This is a genomic window from Streptomyces spirodelae, from assembly GCF_017676385.1.
GTDB classification, from domain to species: Bacteria; Actinomycetota; Actinomycetes; order Streptomycetales; family Streptomycetaceae; genus Streptomyces; species Streptomyces spirodelae.
This window is the reverse complement of record NZ_JAFFZN010000036.1, coordinates 34,199-52,871: the sequence shown is the minus strand read 5'-3', so window position 1 is coordinate 52,871 and position 18,673 is coordinate 34,199. Positions and strand designations below refer to the sequence as shown.

Below are 18,673 nucleotides of genomic sequence, written 5' to 3'. Positions count from 1 at the left end.
CGGGGAACGGCCGGGCACACGGGGAACGGCCGGGCACACGGGAACGCGGGGGCAGAGTGTGAAAGGCAGTGTGACGGCGCGCCGCAGACGGTGGGTGCAGGGCGCCGTACTCGTCTGCGTGCTGGCGCTGCTTCCCGCGACCTGGATACGGCTGACCACCGACAGCCGCATCCGGGCGGACATCGCGGACGCACCCCGCGCCCCGGTCGCCCTCGTCTTCGGCGCCGGCCTGTGGGACGGCGAGCCCTCCCCCTACCTGGCGCACCGCCTCGACGCCGCGGCACGGCTCTACCGCACCGGCAAGGTCCGCGTCCTGCTGGTCTCGGGCGACAACAGCCGCAAGGACTACGACGAGCCCGGCGCCATGCGCGACTACCTCACCGACCGTGGCGTTCCGGCCGCCCGCGTCGTCGCCGACTACGCGGGCTTCGACACCTGGGACTCGTGCGCGCGGGCGGCGCGCGTCTTCGGGGTGCGCCGCGCGCTGCTGGTCAGCCAGGACTACCACGTACGCCGTGCCGCCGCGCTGTGCCGGGCCGCGGGCATCGACTCCTACGGCATCCCGGTGCGGGAGCCGCGGGACGCGACCTGGTACGCGGGCGGGCTGCGCGAGCTGCCGGGCGCGGTGAAGGCGGCCTACGAAGCGGCGCTCACCCCCGACCCGCACTTCCTCGGTCCCCGCGAGCCCGGTGTGCGGCGCGCCCTGGCCGGGTCCGCCAAGCACCTCGGCCACCCCGGGAAGCACGACAGCCACCGCTCGAAGCACCACCTCCACCGCTCGAAGAAACCGCGAGAAAGCGACAGACAGCCATGACATCAACGGGGACCAGCACCGGCGGCGAGCTCTCGGCCGAGGAGCGCAAGTACCGCGGCGCCGCCGAGGAGGGCGACGCGGCGGACAAGCAGGCTTACGGCGAGTACCTGGTCGGCAGGGGGCGCGTGGACGACGCCGTTCCGTGGCTGGAGGAGGCGGCCAGGGGCGGTGACGCGCGGGCCGCGAGGCTGCGGGCGATCACCGCGAAGGACCGCGGCCAGTACACGGTCGCCGACTACTGGTACCGGACGGCGGCCGAGCGGGACGGCGACTGCGCTTTCGGGCTCGCTGAGCTGCTGCTGGAGCGGCTGGACGATCCGGAGGGCGCGGCCGAGTGGTACGCGAAGGGCGCGGAGCTCGGCAGCGTCAAGTGCCGCACCAACGGCGCCCTCCTCATGCTGCGCCAGGGCCGCACGGACGAGGCCAGGGAGGAGTTGGCGCAGGCGGCACCGTACGACCACGTCGCCGACCGGATCGAGGACCGGCTGATCGAGCTGGACGGCCGGCTGGAGCACTACCGGGACCGGGTCCGCGAGCTCGCCGCACTGCGCGCGCTGCCGCCCGAGGAGCGGCCCGAGGACCTCGACGAGCAGATATCGGAGTTGCTGGACGAGGGCGACGAGTACGAGCCCCTCGGCGAACTGCACACCGATCCGGAGTGGTTCACCTCCTACCCGTCCTTCCTCCCGGAAGCGGAGCAGGTCTACGAGGAGGCGCAGGCGCTCGGCGACCCGCGCACGGACCAGTGGCACGCGCTCCTGCACTATCAGCTCGACCGGTACGAGGACGCCTGCCGGGTGCTGGAGGACGGGCTGCGGCGGCACCCCGGCTCGCGGCTGCTGGCCCGTACCCTCAGCGCCGTCCACCTCCAGTACGGCGAACTGGACAAGTACGAGGCGTCGCTGCTGCCCGGCGCCGAGGCCGGCGACCGCCAACAGCAGCGGCGGCTCGGCTCCTACTACCGCGACCAGTGGCGGCTGGCCGAGGCCCGCCGCTGGCTGGAGGCCGCAGAGGCGGGCACCGACGGCGACGACGACCCCTTCGACGAGGCCGACGAAGCGCTCGCGGACCTGGCGGAGGCCGAGCAGGCCACCCCGCCCGCGCTCGGCGACGAGGAGGAGCCCCGGCTGGCCGCGCTGCACGAAGCCGCCGAGTCCGGCGACCGGGCCGCCGACCTCGAACTCGGCCGCCTGATGGAGCGGCTGTGCCGCTATCCGGAGGCCGTACGGCACTACCGGCGCGCCGCCGCCGACCCCGGAAGCCGGCACGCCCCCACCGCCTCGTACGCGCTCGGCCGCATGCTGCACGAGGAGTGCGGCGCCCACGAGAAGGCGGTCGTCCCGCTCTACCTGCCCGCGGCCAAGGCGGGCGACCTGGACGCGATCGAGGGACTGGGCGCGCTGTACGTACGGCTGGACGAGCCGGTCGATGCGGAGCCGTGGCTGCGCCGCGCGGCACGGTTCGGCCGGCCCGACGCCGCGAGCTGGGTCGGCAACCGGGTCGGTGACGACTACGGCGACATGGAAGAGGCCGTCCGCTGGTGGACCCGCGCGGCCAAGGGCGGGCGGGCCTGGTACGGCTGGCGCGCCGGTATGCAGCTCGTGCGGTGGAAGCGGTACGCGGAGGCGGAGGGGCTGCTGCGGCTCGCCTGGGCGGGCCGCGAGAAGAAGGACCCGCTGCACGAGGCCGCGTACTGGCTGGGGCGGGCGCTGCGCGGGCAGGGCAGGAACGAGGAGGCGGTGGAGTGGCTGCGCACCGCGCGGGACGTCCACCACATCGTGCGGCGCGGCTACAGCGGCTTCATGCTCACCTCGCTGTTCGACCCGTCGATGGAACTGGCGAAGGCGCTGGTGAACGACATCGCGACGGCCGAGGCGTACGAGGAGGCCGAAACCCTGCTGGCCCCGGTGCTGGAGACCTCGCCGAGGCACCGCACGGCGCACCATCTGCTGGCCCGTATCGCGGAGCAGCGCGGCGACCTGGACACCGCACGGAGCCACATCGAAGAGGCGTACACACCGAAGGACCAGGAGCCGGGGCCGCTGCTGACGGCGGAGGAGGTGGCGGGCGTCCTGCGGCGGGTGCTGGGGTGAGGCGACTGCGGGTCCTGGGGTGAGGCACCTGGGGGGCCTGTCGGGCGTCCCCGTTAGGGTGGCGCCATGCACGGTGGCGAGCAGGCGGTACGAGCAGCACGGCATGCCGCCGCCGTACTCGTGGCACTGCTGCTCGCCCTGTGCGGAGCCGTCCAGGTGGCGGGGGCACGGTCCGCTGAAGCGCATGCCACGCCTGGTGTTTCCGCCGCGGCCGGCGTTGCTGCCGCGCCTGCCGTCGCTGCCCCGGCACCCGTCGACGATGCGGGTCCCTCCCACTGTCACAGGTCGAAGGACGGCGGCGGCGCTCTTCCGGCGGCGCCCGCCACCGGCCAGCAGCAGCTGCTGCCCCTCGCGCTCCCGGCCTGTCTGACGCCGCAGTCGCACAGCGCGATCGGCGCGGCGCACGCGCGACCGCCCGTACGCGGCCCTGCGCCGATACCGCCGCCCACCCCCGTCGAACTCTCCGTTCTGCGCGTTTAGCGGCCCCCGCCGACGCGGCTCGTCCGCGTCGGTCCCGGTCCGTCGCTTTCCACATCGCAGCATCCGCTGCACACGCAGCACAGGAGACGTTCGCATGCCGTCGAACAGCAACACGCCGTCGAACAGCAAGAGGAACAGCAACAAGAACACCAGCAAGAACAGCAAGGGAGTCGTCATCGGCGCCCTCGTCGCCGTCGCCGCGCTCCTCGCGGGCTGGCTGTCGCAGTACGCCGTCGGTGGCGGGGACGGCGCAGGCTCCGGCTCCCGCTCCGGCTCCGGCAACGCCACCGTCGAGGGCCGCTCCGACAACACAGCGGCCGGCGACCCCGCGCTGCTGAAGCTCGCGCGCCGCAGCGCTGACGACCCGTTCGCGCGCGGCGACAAGGACGCGCCCGTGGTGATGATCGAGTACGCCGACTTCGGCTGCTCGTTCTGCGGCAAATTCGCCCGGGACACCGCGCCGAAGCTGGTGAACAAGTACGTGGACAAGGGCCTGCTGCGCATCGAGTGGCGCAACTTCCCCGTCTTCGGCAAGGGCTCCGAACGTGCCGCGCTGGCCAGCTACGCGGCGGGGCAGCAGGGCCGGTTCTGGGAGTTCTACGAGGCGGTCTACGCCGACAAGGGCAACGAGAAGAGCTCCTTCACCACCGGTCACCTGCACCAGCTCGCGGAGCAGGCGGGGGTGAAGGACCTCGACCGCTTCGACCGCGACCGGGCGAGCGGGGCGGCCAGGAAGCTGCTGGCCAAGGACCGCGCCGAGGCGTACGGGCTGGGCGCCAGTGCCACCCCGGCGTTCCTGGTCAACGGGCAGCCGATCGCGGGCGCCCAGCCGGACGAGGTCTTCACCGACGCGATCGAGCGCGCCGCGGCAGCGGCGGACAAGCCGGCCCGGCACGGGGACCGGGACTGATGGACGTCGGATATCTGGCCGCCTTCCTCGGCGGCCTCCTCGCCCTGCTCAGCCCGTGCAGCGCCCTGCTGCTGCCCGCGTTCTTCGCCTACTCGATCGACTCCGCGGGCCGCCTGATGGCCCGCACCGGGATCTTCTACCTCGGCCTGGCCACCACGCTGGTTCCGCTGGGCGCCGCCGGCTCCCTCACCGGACGGCTGTTCTACGGCCACCGGGATCTGCTGGTCTCGGCGGGCGGCTGGCTGATCATCGCGCTCGGGCTGGTACAGCTCGCCGGGCTCGGATTCGCGCCGCGCCGGCTGGCGGAGGCATCGGGCCGTATCCGTCCCACGACGGCGGTCTCCGTCTACGCGCTGGGCGCGGTCTACGGCCTGGCCGGGTTCTGCGCGGGCCCCATCCTCGGCAGCGTACTGACGGTCGCCGCCGTGCACGGCAACCCCGTCTACGGTGCGGTGCTGCTGGCGGTGTACGCGCTGGGCATGGCCGTACCGCTGTTCGTGCTCGCGCTGCTGTGGGAGCGGTTCGACCTGGGCCGGCGGCGCTGGCTGCGCGGGCGTGAGCTGCGGCTCGGCGGCCGGCTGAGGCTGCACACCACCTCGCTGCTGTCGGGGCTGTTCTTCGCGCTGCTGGGCGCCCTCTTCCTCGCCTTCGACGGGGCTGCCGGGCTGCCGGGCCTGACGGATGTGGACGGCGCCTTCGCCGCGGAGACCTGGGCCCGTCGGGCGGGCGAAGCGGTGCCGGACGGCGCGCTGCTGGCCGGGCTGGCGCTCGCGGCGGGCGCGGTGCTGGGGGTACGGGCGGTGCTGCGGGCGCGGGTGGCGCGGGGCCGTCGCAGGGAGAGTGCGGAGCCATGACGGGGGGAGGGGGCGAAGCCTGTGCCGCTTCCGAAAAGTAACGGAAAGTGTGCTTTGCCCGCCTAGTGTGAGGCCATGAGCGAGGAACCGCACAGCGAGGGCGGCCGGCAGCGTGAGCGCGGGAAGCACGGCCGGGGGCGGCGCGGCCCGGCCCAGGCGTGGCGGGACTTCAAGGACTCGCCCTTCCTCCCCGCGACCGTCCTGGTGCTGATCGTCTCCGCCAGTGCCGGGCTCTTCGCCGGGTCGTACACGTATGCGATGGCCGACCCCACCCCGCACGGGGTGCCCGTAGCCGTCGTCGGGGAGCCCGACACCGCGCGGGACCGCACCGCGTTCGTCACCGGTATGGAGAAGGCGCTCGGCTCCTCGCTCAAGCTGCGGCGCTACCGCACGCAGGCGGCGGCCGAGCACGCCATCGAGGCCCAGCAGGTCTTCGCCATCATGCGGGCCGAGCAGCCGAAGGGCGTCGAGCTGGACGTCTCCAGCGCCTCCGGGGCCTCGGTGGCGGAGCTGCTGGAGGAGGCCGGCCCGAAGGTCGGCAAGGAGATCGGTGTGCCCGTCCAGGTACGCGACCTCAAACCGCTGGACAAGGGCGACCCGCGCGGCCTGGCGATCTTCTACATCTCGCTCGCCGCCGTCATCATCGGCTTCATCGGCGCCATCCAGCTCAGTATCCACGCACGCGCCCTCAACCCGCCCGAGCGCATCGCCTTCACCGCCGCCTACGCCCTCCTGGGCGGTTTCGTCATCGCCGCCGTCGTCGACTGGGGACTCGGCGCGCTGGACCTGCCGTTCGCCCGGTCCTGGATGATCCTGGCGCTGACGATGTTCACCAGCGGCATGGTCTTCACCATGTTCAACACCCTCGTCGGCCGCTGGGCGATGCTGCCCACCTGGGGACTCATGGTGCTGCTGGGCAACCCCTCCTCGGGCGGCGCCGTCTCCTGGCCCCTGCTGCCCTCCGCACTCGGCGAGATCGGCCGCTGGCTGCCGCCCGGCGCCTCAGTGAACGCCCAGCACACCGCGGTCTACTTCCCGGACCACCAGCTGCTCCAGCCGTACCTGGTCCTCACCGCCTGGGCCCTGGTCTCCTGCGCCGTCTTCTGGATCTGGCGCCACCGCCACCCGGGCGGCCGCCCACGCGCCGCGCACACCGCCACGCCTCCGGGCTGACCGGGGGCCGGGGACCGAGGCCGGCTGAAGCGAGCCGGTCGAAGCGGACCGACCACGAAAAAGGCCCCATCCAAGGGACGGGGCCTTCCTCACGGCTGTGGCTGGGGCCGGGGTCGAACCGGCGACCTTCCGCTTTTCAGGCGGACGCTCGTACCAACTGAGCTACCCAGCCCGGTGTCCGGGGCGAGCCCCGGTCGGGAGGGCCATCAAGAGGCGAAGCGACTTGACGGCAGCGGTCCTGACGGGATTTGAACCCGCGGCCTCCACCTTGACAGGGTGGCGAGCACTCCAAACTGCTCCACAGGACCCAGCGTTCGTGCGAGCTCCAGTCTCGCACAGTGCGACGGGTGCTCCTAACCACTTCATGTGGGCTTCGGAGGCTCCCCAGCAGGGGTGACGTCGCCGGAAAAGAGTAACAGACGCGGGGACCCGGTCCGAATCGTCAGCGGCCACTCGTGCTCCGTCCTGTGGCGGTCCCCCAGCGGGGGTGGCGGCGTAGGGAGGAGGCAGGGCGCAGACCACACCGGGGGCCCTGCCACCTGCGTACTCGCAGGTCACAGGGCTGATGAGGTGGTGGTGCTGTGCCCCAACGGGATTCGAACCCGACATCGCCACCTCGCTGACCTGCAAGGATGCCGAAGAGGCGGATGATCAACCCGGTTCCCATCGCTCTCGATCGGCCTCGACCCGGGTGCGGTGCTGACACCTCAGCACGGCACCTGAGTGATTGCACGAGCAACGCTACGTGTTTTCGGGGGCCATTTGTCTGGGGGCGGCGGGTAGTCGAGTTCGCTCAGGCGCAGGAGGTGACGGGGGCACGTGTCGAGGAGGCCGAGGAGCAGCGGGACCGGCCGCTCGGCGCCTCGGTCAAGTACCACTCACGGCGCGTCGTCCGTCACCAATGCCTCGGACAGCACCACTAGGTTCTCGGCGTTCTTGCTCGTTTCAGACGAGGATCGCAGCAGATTGCTTCGGGGCGATCAGTGCGTCGATTGCCTCTGAAGCCAGCGCGTCCACCTGAGCGATGACCGCATCGTTCAAGGCGGTGCCCGATGATGAGAGGTAAGCCAACAGGGAGCCGCGAACGACGGACCGCACGTCTCCTGCTCCCACATCTACACCGGCCTCCAGCAGCGCGCTCAGCTCCTTCTGTGCGGTCGCCAGAGCTTCTTCGGGCGAGCTGTTCGGGTTGGTCGCGCCGTCGGCTGCCCGACGGCAGACAACCACGCTGTCCAGGTTCGACGGCTCGCGAGCGCCGGTCTTGACGATGCTCGTCGACATCTCCCCCTTGACCGGTTGGACGGCAGTGATCACGAAGCCGGCGCGGCGAAGTGACTCGACCACCTGCACCCACCCGCTGATGCGGGCCTGGTGGAACGTGAAGGCGAGGAGACCACGCGGCTTCAGAACCCGTGCGCACTCGCTCCAGACAGCTTCGATGGCCTTGCCGAATTCCACCGGATCCGCGTGCTGGACTTCCCCGGTTCGCCGTGTTGTCGCCGTCGCCGCATACGCGTCGTACGGCCGCATTCCGTGAAGCCAGGCGTGGAAGAAGTCAGCGAGCTCCGCGTAGTGAACGTTGTCCATGTAAGGCGGGTCCGTGACGACCAGATCGATGGACCCATTGGGGAGATCGGTCTCCGCCGAGTTCCGCGTGGCGACGTAGGCGGTTTGGCCTTGGGCGGCCTCGAACGATGCCCATGAGTCGACAACGGTCGCAACCAGCGGCTTGGCGAGCCCGGTGACACGTTCGACCCCTGCGCCTTCGTCGACGAGATCGGCGGGTCTCACCTTGTACTCATGTGCACGCTGCAGCCGACTCTTGTAGAGAGTCGAAAAGGAACCCGACGACTGCGGCGTCCCCCATGGATGGGCTTCGAGGGGCGTGCGCTCCGGTTTGAGGACGTGGTGGCTGAACATGTGCCGGACAGCCCCGGTCCCCTCGCCCTTGAAGGAGGTGAACAGGTTGTTGAACTCAAGGGTGCCGGAGAAGAGTGTCGCGAGCGCTTCACGTTCTGCGGAGGGTCTGGGCAAGTCCCGGATCGCGGTCGCGATCAGCGAGAGCGAGACCAGCTGGCGCGCATTGAAGAAGTCGCGCCACTCGCGGAAGTTCCACTTGAGCGCCTGGTCGGTGTTGTTGCCTCTGGCGAGCTCACCCTGCGGCAGGACCACGGAGTCGGGTAGACCGGCGAGCCGCTCGACGCACTTTTCGTACAGGTCGCGATCCCAGTCGGTGATGCTCTCGTAGACCTTCGAGCCGTCCGGGTCCGCGACCATCTTGGCGTACATCTCGAACGTGGGCCTGTTGCCGCCGAGAGCGGTCAGAATCTTGAAGGTGTGCCCCTGGCGACAAGACGTCATCTGACCACGGACTGCTCCACGTGGGCTGATCTCGTGGCCGTTGGGGCATGTCTCGGAGCGGAAGTCGTACCGGCTCTGCTTAACAGCCAGGCACTCAGGGCAGACGATCTGTGCCTTCGGCACCCGCTTGGGATAGGCGTTCTTGGAGAACACCGGAGAGTCGAACAGCCGCACCTTGTCGGAGCAATCGGGACACTGGACGGTCGCGACCCAGAAGTAGTACAGGACGCTCCGGCCGTCTTCGGTCCGGTGGAGGCGGTCGATCTCGTCGCGGCAGGCAGACTCGACGGCCCTGTAAGCAGCCGCCAAGCCCTCCATGTTCCAGGGCTGCATTGCCTGGCGCTGGATCAGGGTTGCCACAGGGTTGATGTCGAAGCAGACGGCTCGGGCTCCGAGCTTGAGCGCTTCGACACCAGTTACACCAGAGCCAGAGAAGGGATCAAGAACGACGGCGCCCTTCAGATCGAGCTGTGATCCGTACGCCGCGGCGGCATCGGCGTCGTCGGGAGTTGTCGCCGACGCAAGAATCCCGCGGAAGACAGTGCCGAGGCGCTTCGCCCACCACTTGTGTGTGCTGGTCGCAGGGCGGTGGACTTCCTTGCGCCAGGACTCCTTGGTGCCAACGGCACTCAGCATCGCGGCGGGGAAGTTCGACTCCAGGCTGGTCCGAGCAGGCACCACGGGTGTCATGAGCGAGGCTCGTTCAGCGTGACCCTCTTCGTGTCACCCGCGCCCCGCGATCGGTAGGCACGGAACTGGTGCACGACACCGGCGTTCGGGTTCGGCTCCTTGTGCGTGACCATCTCGTTTGTCTGCATGTTGAACTCGTAGGACACGAGCACATCGTCGACCTCGACACGCTCCAGCTCGCCCACCTGGACGAGCTCGCTTGACTGCACCTGGTAGTCGGCAGGCACGATGAGTGTGGCCAGACTGGCCATCCCCGTGGCCAGCGCGAACGGCGTCGGCACGACGTACATTTTCCGGTCGCGGACCAGTATGTCGCCGTAGGAGCCGAAGCCCCGGAACGATTTGTTCTTGTGGACATAGTCGGTGTCAGCGTTCAGGAAGCTGCCGTGGCAGACCACGAGATCGATGACGGGGTACTCGTCAACGCCGCGCTCGGCCTTGGGGTAGCGTCCGAAGACGTAAAAGACCTCGCGGCCGTTGTGGTTCCCCGCAGGCACCTGGGAGTTGGAGTCGTAGTCAGCCTCTCGGCCGGGGAACTCCAGCCCCTTGACCTCGTAGCCCTCCGGGTGATTGACGAGCCGGAAGTCCGGATACGTGTTCCTGCCCGGTTCGTCGTAGGCGAGGCGGCATGCTTCGATGCGCTCCCCAACCCAGTTCTGGAAGTGGTACTCCTTGTCGCTCGCCGACACCCGCTGGATCAGGTCGCCGTCCGCCCGAGCGCGCTCGCACTCCAGAAACACCTGCTCGACTGCGCCCACCTGCTGCCCCACGTTTACTCGGTTCGTCTGACCTGCACCGCCTGGAGAGGATGCGTCTTGCGGGGCATCGTATCGGTGGGCGGCGACATCGCCCGATGATCGGTGCTGGCAGTGGCAGTCACGCCGTGACCGCCGACCGCATCTGCTTCGGCGCGACCCGCACGGTTTCCGGGCAAGGTCGACGGGGCCCCTCAGCTGACCCTGCTCGACGGCACTGGAAGCCTCAACCTCACGGACCCGGACGTCCGAGGGAGGGGTGTGGCGCTGCAGTAACGGGATCGCCACGGGAGAGGGGATGCCCCCGTTCCCGGAACCCCAGGGCGGAGAGGCAGAGTGTCAGCACAGCCGTGCTGACACGTCGGCGCAAGAAAAAGCCCCTCCGGCCGCATTTTCGCAGGCCAGAGGGGTTCAGAGGGGTGCCCCCAACGGGATTCGAACCCGTGCTACCGCCTTGAAAGGGCGGCGTCCTGGGCCACTAGACGATGAGGGCGGAACGGCCCGGCCGGGCGCCTGAACAGCGCTTCAGCAGGCTCGGGCAGCATATGGGATGCACGGACGGTTCGCCAAAACTTATTCGTACGGCTGCGCACGACTTGTCCGCACGGTTGCGCGCGTAACGTCGGCCCGGTTGCGCGCAGCGTCCGCACGGCCGCGCCCCCCGGCCGTCAGAGGCCGTCAGAGGCCGTCAGCGGCCCGTCGCCGGGCTCGTGATCGGTGGGCTCGACGGGGACGGTGAGGGCGACGGGGACGAGCCGGGCTCTATCTCCTTGGGGAGGTGCCGGGAGACCTCCGCCTTCGACAGCCCCAGACCGCCCAGGTTGACCTCGTCCCACGCCTGCAGCCGCTTGTTGTCCCGGTCCAGGTAGAGCACGGATGCCTGCACCTTGTCGGGGGTCTCGCCCTCGACCGCGCGCAGCCCGCTGCCACCCGTGGAGCCCTCGATCATCAGCCGGGTGTCGTGCGGCAGCACCTGCGTACTCCGGTTGTGGGTGTGCCCGGCGAGGGCGAGTGGGACGAGGCCGTCGGTCTGCTTGACCAGCACGGGATTGTGGCCGACGGCGATGTCCACCGGGGTGCCGGCGGCCCGCTGGGCGCGCAGCGTCCCGGCCAGCTGGCGGCCCTCCGCCCGCTCCGCCGGGTCGCCCTCGGGTACGACCGAACGGTCCGGGGTGAACTGCGGGTCGCCCCAGCCGGAGATCCGCAGCCCGGCGACGTTCACCGGAACGCCCTTGTCGAGTACGTGCACCTTCGAGTCGTGCTTGTCGGCCAGCTTCCGCATGGCTTTCTGGGTGGTGGCCGAGTCGTGGTTGCCGCGTACCCACGCGTACGGCGCGCCCAGGTCCGGGATGGGTTCGAGGAAGCCGTTCTCGGGGGCCGTGCCGTGGTCCATGGTGTCGCCGGTGTCGATGATGACGTCGATCTTGTACTGCTCGACCAGCGACCGGATGATGTGCCAGGCGGCCGGGTTGAGGTGGATGTCGGAGACGTGCAGCACCCGCGTCGTGGAGGGGTCCGGTTGGTACGCCGGAAGGGTGGAGGCCGCGTCGTAGAGCTTGGTGACGTTGGTGACCAGGCGGGCCAGCTCCTTCTGGTAGACGTCGAACTCGGTGGCGATGCTGCGGGCGTTGCCGACCACCGAGGGCGCGCTCGCCAGCAGTCCGGAGAACTTCGGTTCCAGCACCGACTTCGGGTTCCAGGTCGCCGCCGCGGTCACGCCGCAGGCCACCAGCAGCGAGAGGGACAGGCCGCCCGCGGCGAGCGCCTGGCGCGGGCGGCGGTAGACGGCGAGGGCGAGCGCGCACGAGCCGGTCAGTACCGCGACGGCCGAGCGCAGCCCGAGGTCGAGCGCGCCCGAACGGACGTCATCCGAGATCTCGCCCTCGAGGCCCTCGATGCGTTCCGGGTGGTCCACGAGCGCCGTGGCGCGCTCCTGGTCGAGCTGGTCGACGTCGACATCCAGCCGCAGCGGCGCGGTGTGGCTGTGCAGCTCCAGTGCGCCCAGCGGCGAGACATTGATCTTGGTGCCCCCGGTGAGGGAGGGGCGCAGCGTCATCGTGGTGTCGACGGGTCCGACGGGCGTACGGACATTGCCCACCACCAGCAGCCCCAGCCAGGCGCCGAGCAGCGTGACGGCGACCAGCCCGGCGGACCGCCGGTAGGGGCGGGAACGGGGGCGGGGGCGGGAGCGGCGGAGGCGGGCGACGGACCGGTCGGCGAACTGTCTGAACCAGCCCCACGCGGCACGCGACGGCTTGGAGACAACGCTGGCCATGTGGGCCCGTATGCCCTTTGTGCGCCGATCTATGCCCGCATGTATCCGCGCCGACGCGGGGAGACGCACCCGCGCCGACGCGGGGAGACGCACCCGCGCCGAGGCGGGGAAGGGTGATGCCCCGGCTCTGATACTGGTCGACAATGGGCGCGTGCTGGAGATGACGCGTGAGGAGTTCGAGGAGCTGGTCGCCGAAGCCCTCGACCGGATACCGCCCGAACTGACAAGGCTCATGGACAACGTCGCGGTGTTCGTGGAGGACGAGCCTCCGGCGAGCGACCCCGAGCTGCTCGGGCTCTACGAGGGCACTCCGCTGACCGAGCGCGGAGAGTGGTACGCGGGCGTCCTGCCGGACCGCATCACGATCTACCGCGGGCCGACCCTGCGCATGGTCGAACGGGAGAGCGACCGGGACGGCGAGGCCAGGGAAGGGGTCGTGGAAGAGGTCGAGATCACCGTCGTCCACGAGATCGCACACCACTTCGGTATCGACGACGAGCGGCTGCACGCGCTCGGCTACGGGTGAGCCGGGCGGCTCCCCCTGCGCACACGGCTCCCCTGCGCGCTCGGGCGGGTGCGCCCCCCCGGGTGGCCCCGGGGGGCTCCGGGGTACGGGACAGGTGTGAGCGCCGTATCGCGCGCCGTGCGCGCCGCGCGGCGTGACCTGTTGGGGTGACGGGGAGTTGGGCATGGCACTCGCCTGATGTCCCGCGCAGGAGGTCCCGCCGTGCGCCGATCCCGTACCGCCGCACCCGCCGCCACCGCTGTCACGCGGACGACCGCCGGCGCTCTGATACTCGCGGCGGTCTCCACCCTCAGCGGCTGTATGACGGTGCAGGGCACCGACGACGCCGGCGAGGGCGCGGCCCCGGTCGGCAGCAGGGCCGACGACGACGCCGGGGCAGCCGACCCCGAGGGCGGTCTCGACGGCACCGCGTACCGCAAGGGCCGCGCCAAGAGCGAGACCGGAGGCCGCGCCGACGGGCGCAAGGACCGCGACCGGGCGCGTGAAGGCAAGGACGAGGGCGGCAAGCGCGGCGACGGCGAGAGCTCCGGTGAACGGGACCGTACGGACGGCGACGACTCGGGCGGCGAGGCCGCGTCCTCCACGACCGGCTCGTCCGGCTCGTCGCCCGGCAGCGACCGGAACCGGCCCAGGCCCCAGCCGACCGGTGACGGCGGCGGCTCGGGCGGCTCCGGCGGCGGGGGCGACGGCGGCTCGGGCTCGCCCACCAGTTCGCCCAGCCCGACCCCGACCAAGCCCGCGCCGGACCCCTCACCCACCCGGACCACGGCCTCGCCCAGCGGGACCGACACCTTCGCCCGCCGCAGCGAGCCCAGCCCGGCCTGAGGGGGCGGGGGAGAAGCGGGCGGGGCGCCTCGGGGGCTGCGCGGGCCCACCGGAGAGGCGGCGCCCACGGGTGGCCACCGGCGGGGAGCCGATGCCCGGGCGCGGCCATCGGCTCGTCCCCGGCCGATGGCACACTTCTCTCGGGGACCCTGCCCCTCACAGGAACCCCGCCCCTCACAGGGGGCCTGCCGCGATCTCCCGCCCCCGTTTGCGCGTAGCTCCCGGGGCCGCGTATGCTGGTAGATCGTTTGATCCCATTTGCCCGGCGCCGTCATCACAGCGCGCCGTGTGGCGCGTTCTCTCTGACCGTGGCTGACCGCATCGAGGCGGTTCTTTGCGAATTTCACGGAGTTATGGGCGCGTGCCGAATGACTCCGGAAGGTTGTCGCAACTCGCATGACTGTCACCACCCCTGCCGCCGTACGGCCTGAGGACTTCCCTGAGCCGACCGCTGAGACGGCCCCCGAAACCACCGAAACGGTCTCCGAAATCACCGAAACAGCACCCCAGATGACGGAAGCGGCCGCGATGACGGCCGACCAGATCAGCGTCGCCGTGACCACCGGGGAGCCGGTCGTCGAAGCGTCCGGCGAGACCTCCGAGGCGGCGGCCGCCGATACGGCTGTCGATACGGCCGCCGATGCGGCCGAAGAGACGAAGGTCACGTTCGGCGACCTCGGCCTCCCCGACTCCGTCGTACGCAAGCTCGCCCAGAACGGCGTCACCGCCCCGTTCCCCATCCAGGCCGCCACCATCCCGGACGCGCTGGCCGGCAAGGACGTGCTCGGCCGTGGCCGCACCGGCTCCGGCAAGACCCTCTCCTTCGGTCTGCCGCTGCTGGCCCGCCTCAGCGGTGGCCGCACTCAGCGCAAGCGTCCGCGCGGCGTGATCCTCACCCCGACCCGCGAGTTGGCGATGCAGGTCTCCGACGCGCTGCAGCCGTACGGGGACACGCTCGGCCTCAAGCTGAAGGTCGTGTGCGGCGGTACGTCGATGGCCAACCAGATCTCCGCGCTGGAGCGCGGTGTCGACATCCTCGTCGCCACCCCGGGCCGGCTGCGCGACCTGATCAACCGCGGCTCCTGCTCCCTCGAGGACGTCGAGACGGCGATCCTGGACGAGGCCGACCAGATGTCCGACCTGGGCTTCCTGCCCGAGGTCACCGAGATCCTCGACCTGGTGCCCGAGGGCGGCCAGCGGATGCTCTTCTCCGCCACCATGGAGAAGGAGATCGACTCGCTGGTGCGCCGCTACCTCGTCGACCCGGTCTCGCACGAGGTGGACGCGGCGCAGGGCGCGGTGACGACCATGACGCACCACGTGCTGGTCGTGAAGCCGCGCGACAAGGCGCCGGTCACCACCGCCATCGCTGCCCGCAAGGGCCGCACCATCATCTTCGTCCGCACCCAGCTGGGCGCCGACCGCGTCGCCGAGCAGCTGCGTGAGGCGGGCGTACGCGCCGACGCGCTGCACGGCGGTATGACCCAGGGCGCCCGCACCCGCACGCTGGCCGACTTCAAGGACGGCAAGGTCAACGTCCTGGTGGCCACCGACGTCGCGGCCCGTGGCATCCACGTCGACGGCATCGACCTGGTGCTCAACGTCGACCCGGCCGGCGACCACAAGGACTACCTGCACCGCTCGGGCCGTACGGCACGCGCGGGCGAGTCCGGCACGGTCGTCTCGCTGGCGCTGCCCCACCAGCGGCGGCAGATCTTCCGGCTGATGGAGGACGCGGGCGTCGACGCCTCGCGGCACATCATCGGCCGCGGCGACGTCTTCGACGAGGACGTGGCACGTATCACAGGTGCCCGTTCGCTGACCGAGGTCCAGGCGGAGTCGGCCGCCAACTCGGCCCGCCAGGCCGAGCGCGAGGCCAAGAAGCTCAGCCGCCAGCTGGAGAAGCTCCAGCAGCGCGCCGCCGAACTGCGCGAGGAAGCCACCTTGCTGACCGCGCGTGCGGCCCGTGAGCGCGGTGAGGACCCCGAGGCGGCCGTCGCTGCCGCAGCCGAGGCGGAGGCCGCCCAGGCCGCCGAGGAGGCGCGTGCCGAAGCCCGCCGCGAGGCCAAGGCCGAGGCGGAGCGCCGCGAGCGCGCGGAGCGCGAGCGCTCCGACCGCGACCGTGGCGACCGCGGTGGACGCTCGTCGTACGACCGGCGTGACCGCGACCGCGGCGACCGCCGCCCGTACGGCGGCGGCAACGACCGTGGCGGCTTCCGCCGCGACCGCGACCGGGACGAGCGCCCCTACGGCCGCGACCGCGACGACCGCCCGTACGGCCGGGACCGCGACCGCGACCGGGACCGGGACCGTCGTGACGGTGGCCGGGACGGCGGCAGGGACGGTGGCCGTGGCGGCTCCGGCGCGGCGGGCTACCGCCGCGACGACGTCCGCCGTGACGACCGCCGCGAGGGTGGCGACCGCGGCTTCCGCCGCGAGGGCTTCCGCGGCGGTGACCGCCCCCACCACCGCGACCGCCGCGACGACCGCCGCCCGTACGGCCGCGCCGGCGAGCACCGCTCCGGCTCCCACGCCCCCGGCCGCAACGGCGCCCGCACTCCGGACCGCCGCGCGGACAAGCCCCGCTGGAAGCGCAACGGCTGACATTCGGTGAGGGCCCCGGCCCTCCCGAACACGTGCCCGACCGCAGCCTCGAAGGCGTTCAACCCGGAATGCCTTCGAGGCTCGCGCGAGCCCCGGGCTATGCTGCTCGGTGCGGGCCGTTAGCTCAATTGGCAGAGCAGTGGACTTTTAATCCATTGGTTGTGGGTTCGAGTCCCACACGGCCTACCGGTTGCAAGTAGTGCAGACCCCGTCTGAGCTGCTATGAAGCGTCCGAGTCCACTTCAGTGGGCTCGGACGCTTCGCCGTTTCCGGGCTCTTGCGTGAGCGATGCGTGAGCGGACGCGCCGGGATCGGCCGTCGGGGCGGCGGGGCGGGCCCTGGGGGCGAGGTGTGCGGCCTTCTCGGCGATCTCGCGGTCGAGTTCGGGGAGCAGGCTCGTGTACGTGTCCGACGTGAGGACGATGGTGGAGTGCCGGAGTGTCTCCTTCACCGCGTGGAGGTCGCCGCCGCCTCCGTGGGTGAGGGTGGCGGCGACGTGACGTAGATCACGAAGAGTGATGGGCGGGAGGTCGGTCGTCGCGAGGATGTGACGGAAGGCTTCGGAGGCCATCTCCGGGTGGAGCCAGGAGCCGTCTTCTCGCGTGAAGACCTTGCCGGTGTCCTGCCACGCCTGACCCCAGCGGCGGCGCGTCGAACATGGCCACCAAGTGGCCGACGTTGAGGCGGTCGAGCCGTATGTGGCCGATGTGCGGCTTGAGATGGGCGCGGATGTGGGAGCTGTAGCCGTTGAGCGTCGTCCTACGGCGCTTCTTCGACGCCAGCCAGCTCTCCAGCCACTCGCCGACCGTGAGGTTGCCGCGGACGTTCAGGCCCGACGCGAGGCGCCGACGAGTCTCCTCGACGTTCGGCAGCGGCGCCTTCTACCGGTTGACCTCCTCCAGCATGGCGGCGATCAGTTCGACGCTCTCGGGGTCGTCGGCGTCGGCGAGGGCGAGGAGCGCGCGGACATGGTTGAGGGCGCTCTGGGCGGCCCTAAGGCTCTCGTAGCCGGCGCGGCTGAAGGAGCGGCGGGTGCCGTTGGGACGGGGCGGGAGTTCCTGCCGTACGGAGTAGGAGCCGGGCTTGCGGCTGGAGAGCTCGGGGCACTTCTTGCCGAGCGGCTTGCCGGTCTCGGTGTCGCGGCAGTAGCAGCGGCGGTGTGTAGAACCCTTCAAAGGCGATCCTCCGGAGCTGGATTCGATTATGGACTCGACGGGTCGACGTCTTCGAGTCCGGGGGCAGGTCGGGTGGGGTGGCGCCCTCCTCGCGGAGTTCCCGGCGGAGGTGGCGGAGGGTGTACCTGGCGGAGATGGCCTGGTCGGCGTACTCGCTGCGCCTGCGCTCGGCCTCTTCCTTCCGGGCGCGGTTGGTGGCGGTCCTGGGCACAAGGTGTGGCACTGCCCGGTCCGGGCCGCCCCGAGGACCCGGTCCTGACCGACGCCCAGTGGGCCGACATCGCTGCCTTCGCGATGCACTGGCACCGCACACGCCAGCACGCCCAGCAAGAAGCGGCAGCCAAGCAGGCCCTCGTCCACCTGCAGATCGCCCACCGGCAGATCGCCGAACCCGCGCTGAGCAACTTGGCCCACCGCGCGCCCGCGCCGCAGACCAAAGCACCGCTACGCCCAGCACCTCTTGAGATATACCGCCGACGTCAGAGCCACATACTCAACACAGTGGATCAAGTGGCTGGCGTGAATTGCGCTCGACGCGACGCAGGTCAGAAGTCCTGTAGCTTCGCCGCCGAGACGCTAGCCCCATCCTTCATGTCTCACCAGGGCGCGGCTGGAACGTAGCTATCCAGTGATATTCAGGAGCAAGCGAGGAGGGAACGTCATGTCGGACGCCCCCACCGGTTGCGAGCGAGCCCAGTGGAGGGTGTCAGCACTCTGTATGGGCGGCAATCCTGACCGGTATGGGTGCACTTCTCACGGGGGTCGCAACCTTGATCACTGCCCTACGCTGAACCCTCTACCGATGTAGCAGAAGATGAACAGACTCGAGATGGGAAAGCCGAGGGCCTGCGAAGGCCCTCGGCACTCGGTACCTAGACCGGTTACCTGTCGCGGACAATCATGAGAATGATCACGATAAGCAACAGCGAAATCGGCTCCATGTTCGGACTCCCTCATGTTGGGCCCGCTTCGGGGCAGTGGATGCAGGGAGTCGCGTTTTCTACCGAGCGCCTCTATTTTGCCTTTCGCTTGAGGCGCTGTCAGCCCCTTGCGCATAGCGGGCCAAGTCAGTCTCCAGCAGACATCACGCGTGAGAGCTCCACACAGAACTTCCGGTGATCCTCAGCCAACAGTGTTC

12 protein-coding genes, 4 tRNA genes and 2 pseudogenes are annotated in these 18,673 nt (G+C 70.6%); 10 read left to right on the top strand and 8 right to left on the bottom strand.

All coding sequences use genetic code 11. The features are described 5' to 3' along the window. Positions 1-58 precede the first annotated feature (58 nt). The 6 genes from JW592_RS29355 (at position 59) to JW592_RS29330 (ending at position 6,324) form a co-directional block, all read left to right on the top strand. Positions 59-814 (top strand): SanA/YdcF family protein, encoded by a 756-nt coding sequence (locus JW592_RS29355; protein WP_307805593.1) that lies wholly within the window; start codon positions 59-61, stop codon positions 812-814. Beyond that, positions 811-2,907 carry a tetratricopeptide repeat protein gene (locus JW592_RS29350; RefSeq protein WP_209268280.1) on the top strand — a complete coding sequence of 699 codons (2,097 nt, stop codon included), beginning with the start codon at positions 811-813 and terminating at the stop codon, positions 2,905-2,907. The genes JW592_RS29355 and JW592_RS29350 overlap by 4 nt, the downstream gene beginning before the upstream one ends. 66 nt (positions 2,908-2,973) lie before the next feature. Next, entirely contained in the window at positions 2,974-3,387 is a 414-nt protein-coding gene (locus JW592_RS29345; RefSeq protein ID WP_209268279.1) for a hypothetical protein, read from the top strand. 94 nt (positions 3,388-3,481) lie between these two features. Next, on the top strand, positions 3,482-4,297 hold the full coding sequence (locus JW592_RS29340; RefSeq protein ID WP_209268278.1) for a DsbA family protein: 816 nt from the start codon (positions 3,482-3,484) through the stop codon (positions 4,295-4,297). Beyond that, positions 4,297-5,151, top strand: a complete 855-nt coding sequence (locus JW592_RS29335) for a cytochrome c biogenesis CcdA family protein (RefSeq protein WP_209268277.1) — start codon at positions 4,297-4,299, stop codon at positions 5,149-5,151. Before JW592_RS29340 ends, JW592_RS29335 begins: the two co-directional genes overlap by 1 nt. Positions 5,152-5,226: 75 nt before the next feature. Continuing rightward, positions 5,227-6,324, top strand: a complete 1,098-nt coding sequence (locus JW592_RS29330; RefSeq protein WP_209268276.1) for an ABC transporter permease — start codon at positions 5,227-5,229, stop codon at positions 6,322-6,324. Positions 6,325-6,422: 98 nt separating this feature from the next. On the opposite strand, the gene JW592_RS29325 is transcribed toward JW592_RS29330, so the two are convergent. The 6 genes from JW592_RS29325 to JW592_RS29300 form a co-directional block, all read right to left on the bottom strand. Next, positions 6,423-6,496, bottom strand: a tRNA-Phe gene (locus JW592_RS29325). Positions 6,497-6,557: 61 nt separating this feature from the next. After that, positions 6,558-6,632: transfer RNA gene (locus tag JW592_RS29320), tRNA-Asp, on the bottom strand. A 637-nt stretch (positions 6,633-7,269) separates the two neighbouring features. Continuing rightward, positions 7,270-9,375 carry a DNA methyltransferase gene (locus JW592_RS29315; protein WP_229377053.1) on the bottom strand — a complete coding sequence of 702 codons (2,106 nt, stop codon included), beginning with the start codon at positions 9,373-9,375 and terminating at the stop codon, positions 7,270-7,272. Beyond that, a complete protein-coding gene (locus JW592_RS29310; RefSeq protein WP_307805592.1) occupies positions 9,372-10,133 on the bottom strand; it encodes a hypothetical protein in 762 nt (253 codons plus the stop codon). Before JW592_RS29310 ends, JW592_RS29315 begins: the two co-directional genes overlap by 4 nt. 417 nt (positions 10,134-10,550) lie before the next feature. Next, positions 10,551-10,623 (bottom strand) — tRNA-Glu (locus JW592_RS29305). 195 nt (positions 10,624-10,818) lie between these two features. Further along, entirely contained in the window at positions 10,819-12,405 is a 1,587-nt protein-coding gene (locus JW592_RS29300) for a metallophosphoesterase family protein (protein ID WP_209268275.1), read from the bottom strand. 160 nt (positions 12,406-12,565) lie between these two features. Here JW592_RS29300 and JW592_RS29295 point away from each other — a divergent pair, with 160 nt between their 5' ends. The 4 genes from JW592_RS29295 to JW592_RS29280 all read left to right on the top strand — a co-directional run bounded on the left by JW592_RS29295 (position 12,566) and on the right by JW592_RS29280 (position 16,546). Next, on the top strand, positions 12,566-12,931 hold the full coding sequence (locus JW592_RS29295) for a metallopeptidase family protein (RefSeq protein ID WP_209268297.1): 366 nt from the start codon (positions 12,566-12,568) through the stop codon (positions 12,929-12,931). A 201-nt stretch (positions 12,932-13,132) separates the two neighbouring features. Beyond that, positions 13,133-13,756 carry a hypothetical protein gene (locus JW592_RS29290; protein ID WP_209268274.1) on the top strand — a complete coding sequence of 208 codons (624 nt, stop codon included), beginning with the start codon at positions 13,133-13,135 and terminating at the stop codon, positions 13,754-13,756. A 510-nt stretch (positions 13,757-14,266) separates the two neighbouring features. Next, complete coding sequence (locus JW592_RS29285; protein WP_372446595.1) at positions 14,267-16,360, top strand: DEAD/DEAH box helicase; 2,094 nt, start codon at positions 14,267-14,269, stop codon at positions 16,358-16,360. A gap of 113 nt (positions 16,361-16,473) precedes the next feature. Continuing rightward, positions 16,474-16,546 (top strand) — tRNA-Lys (locus tag JW592_RS29280). 34 nt (positions 16,547-16,580) lie between these two features. On the opposite strand, the pseudogene JW592_RS29275 reads toward JW592_RS29280, so the two are convergent. Further along, positions 16,581-17,535, bottom strand: a pseudogene (locus JW592_RS29275) (tyrosine-type recombinase/integrase). A 26-nt stretch (positions 17,536-17,561) separates the two neighbouring features. Next, positions 17,562-17,740 (bottom strand): annotated as a pseudogene (locus JW592_RS33025) (transcriptional regulator); the annotation flags it as partial. Positions 17,741-18,673 lie beyond the last annotated feature (933 nt).